Genomic DNA, 10,680 nt, shown 5'->3' on the forward strand with positions numbered 1-10,680 from the left:
GCATAGAATCAGGAAGCCGTCGAAATAACGAGGCTTCGTTTCTAGATAGGATGCATCGCTGTGCATTGCAAGAAAAAGGCGCACATATTACGCCTTTTCACTCGCCTGCGATCCCTCAGCCGATCCCTCAGGCCAGTCGTCCGCCGCGCCGCGTCCGTCCCGGTCCGCCGACCGGACTATCCTTCGGGAGTATGCACGATCTCGCGGGTCTCGCGGAAGCGGATATCCGGATTCTTCTCTCCAACGTAATTTACCTCCCAAGAGTTCTTGAAAAGGTAAACGGGCCGGTCGTCGCGGTCCTGGGCAACGCTGGACGGGTTGGATTCCAGGAACTTGCGCAGCTTGAGCTCGTCGTCGCATTCGATCCAGCGCGCGGTGCTGTAGGGCGCGGCCTCGAAGCCGATTTCCGTCGCATATTCGTTGCGCAGGCGGTCGACCACCACATCGAGCTGCAGCACGCCGACGACGCCGACGATCCAGTTGGAGCCGATCTGCGGCTTGAAGATCTGCACGAGGCCTTCCTCGGCCAGATCCATCAACCCCTGGCGCATCTGCTTGACGCGCATCGTGTCGGCAAGGCGCACGCGCCGCAGCACTTCCGGCGCGAAGGCCGGCAGGCCGATGACGTGGATCTCCTCGCCCTCGCTCAAGGTGTCGCCGACGCGGAGCTGACCATGGTTGGGCACGCCGATGACATCGCCCGGATAGGCGGTCTCGGCAAGCTCGCGCTCCTCGGCGAAGAAGAAGATCGGCGCGGAGACGGCGATGGTCTTGTTGGCGCGCACATGCTTCAGCTTCATGCCGCGCCGGAAGACGCCCGAGCACAGGCGCACGAAGGCGATGCGGTCGCGGTGCTTGGGGTCCATGTTGGCCTGCACCTTGAAGACGAAGCCGGTCACCTTCGGCTCTTCCGGGCGGATGACGCGGGTCGTCGCCGGCTGGGCATGGGGCGCCGGGCCGAAACGGGCGATGAACTGGATGATCTCCTCGATGCCGTAGTCGCGCAGCGCCGAGCCGAAGAAGACCGGCGTCATGTGGCCTTCCAGGAAGGCCTCGCGGTCGAAGGCCGGATAGGCCTCGGAGCCGAGCTCGACATTCTCCTCAAGCTCGGCGAGCACGGTCGGGAACACCCGGTCGGTGAGTGCCGGATCGTCGAGGCCGGCGACGTCGACGGCGCTGTCGAAGCGGGTGCCGCGCCCTTCGGACGAGGTGAGGAAGCGCTTCGCCTGCCAGTCATAGACGCCGAAGAAATCGGAGCCCATGCCGACCGGCCAGGTCATCGGCACCACATCGAGGGCCAGCGCCTCCTGGATCTCGTCCAGCGCCTCCAGCGGATGGCGGCCCTCGCGGTCGATCTTGTTGACGAAGGTGATGATCGGGATGTCGCGCAGGCGGCAAACCTCGAACAGCTTGCGCGTCTGCGTCTCGATGCCCTTGGCCGCGTCAATGACCATGATCGCCGCGTCGACGGCGGTCAGCGTGCGGTAGGTGTCCTCGGAAAAGTCCTCGTGGCCCGGCGTGTCGAGCAGGTTGAAGGTGATGCCGTCGCGCTCGAAGGTCATGACCGAGGAGGAGACCGAGATGCCGCGTTCCTGCTCGATCTTCATCCAGTCGGAGCGGGCCCGGCGGCGCTCGCCGCGCGCGCGGACCTGGCCGGCGGCGCGGATGGCGCCGCCGGAGAGCAGCAGCTTTTCCGTCAGCGTCGTCTTGCCGGCGTCCGGATGCGAGATGATGGCGAAGGTCCGGCGCGACAGGTGGCTTGCCGCGTCCGGCGCCGTGTCCCGGCCGCTTTCGGCCTGGGCTTCGGTGAGGCTCATGCGCTCTCCATGGAATTTCGTGGCGCGGTGCCGATTGCGGCCCGCTTTTCGTGGGCGAAGGCCCGCTTTCGTGGGCGAAGGTCTAATCGCTTGCGCCGGCAAATTCCAGTGCCGCTTGCGCATGGCCGCGTTACCGCCCATAGCTGGCGGCTCAAGCGAAGTCCACCCCGCAACTGCCCCAATGCAGGATACCCCTTAATGACGCTTTCGCGAAAAAGCGCCCTGCCCCTTCTCGCCGCGCTGGCGCTGATCGTGCTGACCGCCGTCATCCTGCTGGCGATGGGGCGGGTGCCGATCTGCACCTGCGGCGAGATCAAGCTGTGGACCGCCGACGTCTCCTCTTCCGACAATTCGCAGCATATCTCCGACTGGTACACGCCCTCGCACATCATCCACGGGATGCTGTTCTACGGGCTGTTCCACCTGTTGACGCCGCGGCTCTCGATGGGCTGGCGGGCGGTCGGCTCGATCTTCATCGAGGCGGCATGGGAAATCGTCGAGAACAGCCCCTGGATCATCGACCGCTACCGGGAAGGCACGATCGCCGTCGGCTATACCGGCGACAGCGTGTTGAACTCGGTCTTCGACGTCCTATGGATGCTGGTCGGCTTCTGGCTGGCGCTGCGGCTGCCGGTCTGGGTGACCGTGCTGCTGGCGATCGCCATGGAACTCGTCGCGCTCGCCGTCATCCGCGACAATCTCACCCTCAACGTGCTGATGCTGGTCTGGCCGGTCGACGCGATCCGCGAGTGGCAGCAGGCGCTCTGAGCGCCGAGACAGCAAACGAAGGCCAAGGAAAGGATCCCATGTCGTTCGTCACAGGCTTGGTGCTGGCCGCCATCGGCGGCGGTGCGGCAACCGCCATCGCCGTCCATGATTTCTTCGAAGGCGAGACGCTGATCGCCGATCTCATCCGCGCCCGCAGGCTGGCACGGCGCGACATCGCCGAGCTGGACCGCACGGCCCAGGCGGCCGAGGCGCGCGGCCCGGTGGTGACGCTGACGACGATCCCGAGCCGGATCGCGCATATCGGCATGACGCTGAAGAGCCTGCTCGACCAGTCGCTGCCGCCGGCGGAGATCCGCCTCAACGTGCCGCATCACTCGCGCCGGGAAAACTGCGGCTACGAGATCCCCGACTGGCTGGCGGGGCTCGCCACGCTCACCATCGTGCGCTGCGAGGATTTCGGCCCGGCGACGAAGCTGTTTCCGAGCCTCACCGCCCTTGATGCGGATGCCGCCATCGTGGTGGTGGACGACGACCGGATCTATCCGCCCGACTTCCTGAAGGTGCTGGCGCGAGAGGCCGAGGCCGATCCGGACGCCGCCCTCGGCCTGTCGGGCTGGGTGGTGCCGGGCGACTTCACCGACCGGCCGACGACGGTGCGCACCAATCTCTACATGCTGCCGCCGGCGCCGGTCCGTGCCCGCCGGCTGCGTCAGCGCTACGAGATCGACATCCTGCAAGGCTTCTCCGGCTATCTGGTGCGGCCGCGCTTCTTCCCCGACATGGAGGGGATGATGACCCATCGCGGCGCGCCGCCGGCGGCGTTCTATGTCGACGACGTGTGGATTTCCGGACATTGCGCGGCGCGCAAATATGTGGTGCCGGCGGCGCGGGCGGGGTTCCAGCTCCTCACCCGCCAGTCGTTCTACCGCGCCAACAGCCTGGGTAAGGTCAATCGCGGCGAAGGCACGCCGGAAAGCCGCCACAACACCATCGTCATCCGTCACATGGCGGATCGCTGGACGGTGGGCGGCCATCGACTGGCCGCAGGCGGCGACACGCCGCGCTGACCACTGAGGCGATCTCGCCGGCAAGCTCCGGCGCACCGGCCAGGAAGCGCTTGGCCGCCGGATCGAGCGCGCTGAGCCGGCGGCCGATCCATGGCTGGCCGGAGACGAAGCCGACCCGCGTGCGGACATCGAAGGCGAGGACATCGTCGTGGAGGGCGATGTGGTGCGGCGAGACCAGCGCCGCGAGCCGCGCCAGCGGATGGTCGCGCTCGGCCGGTTCCTCGCGATAGCCGTCCGCATCGAGACGGGTGATGCGGCGGAGCTCGGCGCCCTGTCCGTAATAGGCCAGGTTCTTCTGCATGACGCGCAAAAGGCCCGTCTCGTCGCGCAGGATGCTGCCCGCACCGCGGCCGAAGCCGTAGTCGCCATCGGCGAAGATGCCCTCGGCATTGACCGGGTGCGGCTCGAAGGCGCCGGTCAGCAGATCCTCGCTGCGATAGAGGGCCAGCGTGCGCGCGCCGCCCTGCCCCGACGGTCTTTCGCAGGTGAGCAGCCACCAGGCGCCGTCGTGCCGGAACAGCGCGCTGTCGACGGCATCCACGCGCTCGAAGATGCGCCGGACGCGCCGCCAGCGGTCGGGGAAGCGCTCACAAACGTAGAGGTCGAGCGCCTCCAGCGCGCAGGTCTCGGGCAGCATGTAGAGCGCACCGTCCGCCTCGAACAGGAACGGATAGGAGGCATGCTCGCGCAGCGGCAGGACAGGGATGAGAGGACCAGGGCGCAGGTCCTCGCCGAGCTCCATGGCAACGAGGCGGCCGAGCTGCTCGCGGTAGCGGAACTCTTCGACGAAGAGCCAGAGGCGGCCGTCGCGGCGCCAGAGGAAGGGATCGGCGTAATAGCTGAGCGCCGGGCACGGCACCGGCGTCGGTGCGGCATCGCCCGCCCGCATCACATAGGTGCGGAAATTCTCCTTGGGCCAGCGATGCAGGCCGAGGATGCGGCGGCGGTAGAAATCCTGCCAGCGCAGGTTCGCCCGGTCGCCGGCCTTATAGAGCCGGTACCACAGGCGGGCGAGCGGATCGCTCCAGCGCGGGCGGGCCGGGTTCAGCTTGTTGCGCGAGCTCATCCAGCGCACCGGACGGGGCGAGCTGATGTCGATGTCGCCCTCGTTCAAGACCAGGCGGCCGGCGGCCTCGGCCTGGAACAGCAGGATCGACAGGATCGCCTGGTCGGCATTGTGGCTGTTGTCGCGGGCCGCCGGAATGAAGACCTTTGGGTCGAGCGCCAGCTCCGCCCAGTCGATGAGAAGGTCGCGAGCCGTGGGCTGTGCCAGATCGAAGCCGACCACCCCGCCAACCCGGATGCGGCGGTCGAGAAAGGCCGGATCGATGCCGAGCCGCTCGCGGATCGACACCGCGCAGCGCTGCGCCAGGTTGGACTGGCCCGACAGGGTGTAGACGCCGTGGCGGGCAAGCTCGGCCAGCGGTTCGGCGAGCGTGTCGTGAAAGAGCGTCGCGCTGTCGAACCAGAAGATCCGGCCGCCGAAGCGCTCCGCCGCGTCGGCGATCACCAGCGGCTTCCAGGCATAGGTACCGGTCGCCGGCGCCACATGGGCGGGATAGGGCACCAGGCTGAAGGGCAGGAATTCCGCGAAGGGAAAGCGCGCGGCAAGGCGCGCCCGCTCGCCGGGCTCCAGGTCGAGATCGTAGACGGCGATACGCGCGTCGGTGTGGAGCCCGCGCGCCTGCACGCTGCCCAGATATTGCGCCAGCGTCGGAGCGAAGGCGGCATCGGCGGCGGTAACGAGGGTGAGCGACATGAAAGGCCCCGGGCAAGCGCGGCGGGCGGCGGACGCCGCCCCGGCTGGTCCGTTCATGTCGGAGAAGGGCGGCAAGCGCAAGCGCGCAGGCCGCGCGCCCGCGTTTGCCTGCGATTGCCTGCGGGACAGGCATCCCGCCGCGCCGAACTGCGCTATAGTTAACGGAACGCAAACGGGGAATCAGCGGGGACCGGATCGGCAATGAGCGCGCAGGTCATTACCGTCGCGTCGCTGAAAGGCGGCAGCGGCAAGTCGACTTTGGCCAGTTGCCTGGCCGTCCACTGGCGGGCACGCGGCTGGAAGGTTCTGCTGATCGACGCAGATCCGCAGCATTCGGTGCTGCGGCTGGCGGGGCGCGAACAGGCGCTCGGCGGCCTGCCGGTGATCGGGCGCGCCGACCGGGACGTGTGGAAGGCGGTCAAGGAGCAGGCCCGCGACCACGACATCATCCTTGTCGACACGCCGGGCTTCGACAGCGAGATCACCGCGGCGGGCCTTGCGGTCGCCGATCTGGTGCTGATCCCGGTCAAGCCCTCGCCGCTCGACGTGGACCGGATGACCGATACGGTCGGCCTGCTGATGGCCGGCGTCCAGGGCTGGGCGCCGACCTTCCGCTGCGTGCTGACGCAGACGACGCGGGGCAGCGTGATCGCCCGCCACATCCGGGCGGAGCTGGAAGAGGCCGGGTTCCCCTTGCTGCGCCAGGAGCTGCAGAACCGGGTGTCCTATGCCGAGGCCGCGCTCTATGGCGCGACGCCGACGCTGATCCAGCCCGAGGGGGCGGCGGCACAGGACGTGCGCGAGCTTGCCGACGAGGTCGAGGCCCTGCTGGCGACGCGAAAGGCGCGCAGCGCATGAGCCGCAAACTCCCCAGGACGCTGCAGCGGACCATCCACGACATCCGCCGGGAGATCAATGCGGCCGACGCCGAGGAAGCAACCGGGCAGGCAGCCGAGCCGGCAACCGGGGGGCAGGCAACCGGGGGGCAGGTAGCCGGGCAGAATGCCGATCCGGCACTCGATGCAGCGTCCGACGCGGCCCGGCCCGATGCCGGCGGCCCGGCGACGGCGGAAACGCCCCGGCAGGCAGAGCCCGCCGGCACCGCGCAATCGGCAGCAGGACGACCCGAAGACACCCCGATTCCCCCCACCCGGGCCCTCAGCACCCGCCCGCCCGCCGGACGGGACCTGCAGCGGATCCGGGCACGGCTGATCATCGAGCGGCATTCAACGCTGGCGGGACTTGCCGGCTTCGTGCCGCTGCCCTGGGTCGACCTTGCCGCCGTCGCCGCCCTCGTCGCGAGGATGCTGCGGGAGCTGTCGCGCTGCTACAGGGTGCCGCTCGACCGGGACCGCAGCGCCCGGATCACCGCGTCGCTGCTCGCCGGCGTCGGTGCGCCCGGCATCGCCAGCTTCACCACCACCAGCCTGCTGCGCATGGCGCCCGGCCCCAATCTGGTCGGCATGACGGTCACCGCCGCCTCCGCCGTCGCGCTGACCCGGGTGATCGGCGACGTGTTCCTCGAGAAGCTGGAACGGGGCGAGCCGGCGGACGGCGGCGACCACCGGGCCTGACCGGCCCGCGCGCCTCCCTTGCCCGGCCAGAGAGATCGCGGAAGCGCTCGTCGTCGCTGTGCCAGCCTTTCCTTTTTTCGTTCGACAGAGTACCGTTTCATCGGACTTTCGCAGAGAGCGTTCAGCCTGCATCTGGCGGCAACATTCGAACCTTCGCGCGTCAGGCGCCTTCGGACACATCAGGAGACTTTGGATGGCCAGCAAGACCCCCGCCGGGAAGACCGCCGCCGAGAACGACAGCGACGTCGACAGCAGCATCGAGGCCGCTGCAGCCGAGACGGCAGCCGAGGACATCGCGGCGGACGAGGCGCCGGCGGCCGCGGCCCTTTCCGACGACGACATCACCCGTCACCTGACGGCCGAGAACCTCACCAAGGACTATGTGATCGCCTCCGTCGCGGCCAGCATCGTCCCGGTGGCGATCTTCGACATCGCCGCCGTGGTGGCCATCCAGCTCCGGATGATCCAGAAGCTGTCCCAGCTTTACGACAAGCCGTTCTCCGACAAGCTCGGCCGCAAGGTGGTCTACGCGCTGGCGGGCGGCGTGCTCGGCTACGGCGCCGGCTATGCGGTTGCCGCGAGCGCCACGAAGCTCATTCCCGGCATCGGCTGGATGGTCGGCATGGTGTCTCTGCCCGTGGTGGCCGGCGCCTCGACCTATGCGGTCGGCCGCTCGATCGCCCGGCACTATGAGGATGGCGGCTCTCTGCTCGACTTCGACGCCAGCAAGATGCGCGCCTTCTACAAGGAGCAGTTCGAGAAGGGCAAGGACGTGGCCAAGCGGGCGCGCGACCGGGTGCGCAGCGGCGCCAAAGAGGTTGCCGAGACGGTGGAAGAGGCTACCGCCAAGGCGTCCTGAACGTCCTGAGATCGAGCCCCGCCCCCGGCGGGGGCAGGCAGGTCCGTCCGATATATCGCCGCGACGCTCGAAAGAGCGTTCGCGGCGACTTTGTCTTGACCGGAGCGACGCTCGCAAGAGCACTTGCGGCGATGTCGTTCAGGCTGGCAGCGTTCCCGACTGGTCGGTGTCGGGATCTTTGCTCAGAGGGACGGGGCGGCCGGCCGCGCGGGCGCGGGATCACGCGCGGCCGAAAACAGGAATATGCGCGAACCTGATCGCGGCGCGATCACAGCCGGCCGGGCCGGCGGCGTTCCTCGCGCCGGCGCCCCGAAGCCGCCCAGCGGTCGGAGGCCAGCAGCACGATGATCCCCACCACCGGGCTGAACAGGAACGAAACCAGGAAGTTGCCGACGAAGCCGAAGCGGGTGTCCCGCCCGAGCATGCCGATGATCCAACTGGCAATGACCCAGATGAACAGAACCCAAGGATTGACGAAGATCGTCATGGCACGGCGTGCTCCCTGTTGGCGGCGGGATCGGGCACGAGCGTTCCCCCGTCATCGCCTTTCACAAGCTCCTGGGACGACCACTCCAACGGCTTGCGATAGCCGGCAACGGTCCGGAACCGGGTGCCATCGTGGCGCACGATGAAAACCTCGGTGTCGGTGATCAGTCCACTCGTATCGAACACGATCTTACCCGTAACGCCCTCGAACGGCACCCCATAACGGGCGACTTTCAACGCATCGGACACCTGCCTTGGATCGAGAGTGCCCGTCCGCTCGCTCACGTCGCGCAGCAGCATCACCGCATCGTAGCCGAGCGCGGCACTGAGATCCGGCGGCTCGTCATAGGTCAGCATGTATTCGTTGACAAAGGCCGTGGAGAGGTCGTCGACGCTCTCGCTGTCGAAGATCGATACGCCGGCCACATCCTTCATGTTCGCATGCCCGACATGCGCCTCGATCATGTTGGAAAACATGTATTCCAGCCCCAGGACCGGCTTGTTGATGCCCAGTTCCCGCGCCCGCTTGATGAAATCGGCGGTATCCAGGGTCATCGCGGAGGCAACGAAGAAGGCGTCGTAATCGGCGGCGCCGAACAGCTTGTTGTCCAGGATGAACATCAGCAGTTGGTCGACCGACCGGTTGTGCCCCGGCAGGAAGCCCCGGAACACCAGATCCCCGCCCTGCAGGGCGGTGACGGCGCTGAAGAAGTCGCCGGCCTCCTTGCCGTAGTCGCTCTTGTCGGTGAGCACGACGAAGCGTTGCAGCCCGGCGCCGAGCGCATAGCGCGCCACCATCTCGGTGTTGTCCCTATTGTCCGGCTGCAGCGCGAACAGCAGGGAAAAACCGTGATTCGTCAGCGCCGATGCCGTCGCATGGGTGGCGACATAGAGAATGTCGTTGCGGTTGTAGATCGCGCTCGCGGTGATCGCCGTATCGGACCACTCATGCCCGATGACGGCAAAAAGGCCCCTCTCCTTCACCACCTTGCTGGCAAGGCGCATGGTTCTGCCCACCGTCGCCTCGAAGCCGCCTTCGCCGAACGAGACCTCCTCCTGGAACAGCAGCAGTTCCAGATCCTTGCCGAGAATGCCGCCCAGCGCGTTGACATGGGTCGCCGCGAGCCGGGCGCCATTGGTAAAGCTGTTGATCTGGCTCTCGTCCGCATAGACCAGCGCGATCTTCACGGTGTCCGAACTGTCGCCGAAAATGATCTCGTGATAGGCGGCCATCCGCTCGGGCAGGGAGATCCCGCTGACCGCGACGATCACGGCGACGAGGCCCAGCCATGCGGCAATCACGCCCGCAGCGACAGCCAGCCAGCCAGGCCGGCGCACCGGACCGATCTTCCTCGCGACAGGCGGCCTCGCCATCGCTCTACCTGTCGCCGCCGAGAATCAGCGGCAGGCCGTCCTTGCCCGCGCCGATCACGACCGTCTTGGCATTCGGCGAGGAGGCGAGGTCCCTGGTCGCTTGGACGCCCTGCCAGCGCAGCAGGTCCTCCGTCAGGCTCTGCTTGACCACGTCCTGGTAGCGGCGGATGCCTTCCGCCTCGATGGCCTTGCGCTCCGCCTCCTGCTTCTCGATGCCGATGCGGTATTGGTAGGCCTTCTCCTCCTCCAGAAGCGTCAGCTTGCGCTCGACGGCGAGGCGGATGGCCGGCGGCAGCTCGACATTGCGCACCAGCACATCATCGACGACCACATAGCGATCCTCGACATTGGTCAGGCTGTTGACGACGATCGATTCAAGGAAACCGCGCCGGCTGGTATAGACCTCTTCCGGCGCATACTGGCCGACGGCCCGGCGCAGCACCGCCTCGGTTTCCGGGAACACCACCTTGTCGAGATATTCCGGCCCGACCGTGACATGCAGCAGCGGCAGCAGCCGCAGGTCCGGTTTGTAGCGGATGGCGATCTCCAGGGTGACCGGCAAGCCGCCCTGGGTCAGCAGGTGGTACTGGCGCTGTTCGGTCTGCAGGCGGACGTTGTAGACATACATCCGGTTCCAGGGCCACATGATGTGGAGGCCCTCGCCATAGATGTTGCTCATCTCCGTGCCGGAAACCCAGCGGTAGAGAACGCCGGCCTCGCCGGAATGAATGGTGACGACCACCCTGTTCCAGAGCGTTACCAGCCCGACGCCAAACAACAGCAAGACCAGCAAAGTATAGATCTGGACCCGTCGCTGGCGCTCGCTGCGAAGAAACTCTTCATAGTCTTCGAACTCATCGTCCAGCGCCATTCGGCCGACTCGCCATTTTTTACGGTGAACAGTGCGGCAGTATAGGGCGAGCCCCGCCGCGGTTCCAGCCTGCTATAAGCCGATCTCTCGCGCCCGATTGCAAGCGCGAGCGGCCGTCCGCCCACATCCGTTTCGCCAGCTCGG

At 67.2% G+C, this 10,680-nt stretch carries 10 protein-coding genes; 5 read left to right on the forward strand and 5 right to left on the reverse strand.

The features are described 5' to 3' along the window. Positions 1 to 176: 176 nt before the first annotated feature. On the reverse strand, positions 177 to 1,817 hold the full coding sequence (locus tag TSB10GB4_RS15105) for a peptide chain release factor 3 (RefSeq protein WP_186396385.1): 1,641 nt from the start codon (positions 1,815 to 1,817) through the stop codon (positions 177 to 179). Positions 1,818 to 2,015: 198 nt separating this feature from the next. Here TSB10GB4_RS15105 and TSB10GB4_RS15110 point away from each other — a divergent pair, with 198 nt between their 5' ends. Together TSB10GB4_RS15110 and TSB10GB4_RS15115 are read left to right on the forward strand one after the other, a co-directional pair. Next, entirely contained in the window at positions 2,016 to 2,585 is a 570-nt protein-coding gene (locus tag TSB10GB4_RS15110; RefSeq protein WP_186396386.1) for a DUF2585 domain-containing protein, read from the forward strand. Between the two features lie 38 nt (positions 2,586 to 2,623). Then, the gene (locus TSB10GB4_RS15115) at positions 2,624 to 3,613 is read left to right on the forward strand and encodes a hypothetical protein (protein ID WP_186396387.1); all 990 of its coding nucleotides are present in this window, start codon (positions 2,624 to 2,626) and stop codon (positions 3,611 to 3,613) included. Here TSB10GB4_RS15115 and TSB10GB4_RS15120 read toward each other — a convergent pair. Further along, a complete protein-coding gene (locus tag TSB10GB4_RS15120; RefSeq protein WP_186396388.1) occupies positions 3,540 to 5,372 on the reverse strand; it encodes a hypothetical protein in 1,833 nt (610 codons plus the stop codon). The two genes, TSB10GB4_RS15115 and TSB10GB4_RS15120, sit on opposite strands and share 74 nt — an antisense overlap. 201 nt (positions 5,373 to 5,573) lie before the next feature. Here TSB10GB4_RS15120 and TSB10GB4_RS15125 point away from each other — a divergent pair, with 201 nt between their 5' ends. From TSB10GB4_RS15125 to TSB10GB4_RS15135, 3 genes are all read left to right on the forward strand, one after another. After that, positions 5,574 to 6,230, forward strand: coding sequence for a ParA family protein (locus TSB10GB4_RS15125; RefSeq protein WP_186386696.1), 657 nt, complete (start codon positions 5,574 to 5,576; stop codon positions 6,228 to 6,230). Then, positions 6,227 to 6,946: a DUF697 domain-containing protein gene (locus tag TSB10GB4_RS15130; protein ID WP_186396389.1), complete on the forward strand. Its 720-nt coding sequence runs from the start codon at positions 6,227 to 6,229 to the stop codon at positions 6,944 to 6,946. Before TSB10GB4_RS15125 ends, TSB10GB4_RS15130 begins: the two co-directional genes overlap by 4 nt. 193 nt (positions 6,947 to 7,139) lie before the next feature. After that, positions 7,140 to 7,805, forward strand: coding sequence for a YcjF family protein (locus TSB10GB4_RS15135; protein ID WP_186396390.1), 666 nt, complete (start codon positions 7,140 to 7,142; stop codon positions 7,803 to 7,805). A gap of 268 nt (positions 7,806 to 8,073) precedes the next feature. On the opposite strand, the gene TSB10GB4_RS15140 is transcribed toward TSB10GB4_RS15135, so the two are convergent. The 3 genes from TSB10GB4_RS15140 to TSB10GB4_RS15150 are packed head-to-tail and all read right to left on the reverse strand — an operon-like array spanning position 8,074 to position 10,536. Continuing rightward, positions 8,074 to 8,292: a hypothetical protein gene (locus TSB10GB4_RS15140; protein WP_186386693.1), complete on the reverse strand. Its 219-nt coding sequence runs from the start codon at positions 8,290 to 8,292 to the stop codon at positions 8,074 to 8,076. Next, positions 8,289 to 9,665 (reverse strand): ABC transporter substrate-binding protein, encoded by a 1,377-nt coding sequence (locus TSB10GB4_RS15145; RefSeq protein WP_208984829.1) that lies wholly within the window; start codon positions 9,663 to 9,665, stop codon positions 8,289 to 8,291. The genes TSB10GB4_RS15140 and TSB10GB4_RS15145 overlap by 4 nt, the downstream gene beginning before the upstream one ends. A gap of 4 nt (positions 9,666 to 9,669) precedes the next feature. Further along, positions 9,670 to 10,536 carry a prohibitin family protein gene (locus TSB10GB4_RS15150; RefSeq protein WP_186396392.1) on the reverse strand — a complete coding sequence of 289 codons (867 nt, stop codon included), beginning with the start codon at positions 10,534 to 10,536 and terminating at the stop codon, positions 9,670 to 9,672. Positions 10,537 to 10,680 lie beyond the last annotated feature (144 nt).

It is taken from the genome of Stappia sp. TSB10GB4 (assembly GCF_900185745.1).
GTDB lineage: Bacteria > Pseudomonadota > Alphaproteobacteria > Rhizobiales > Stappiaceae > Stappia.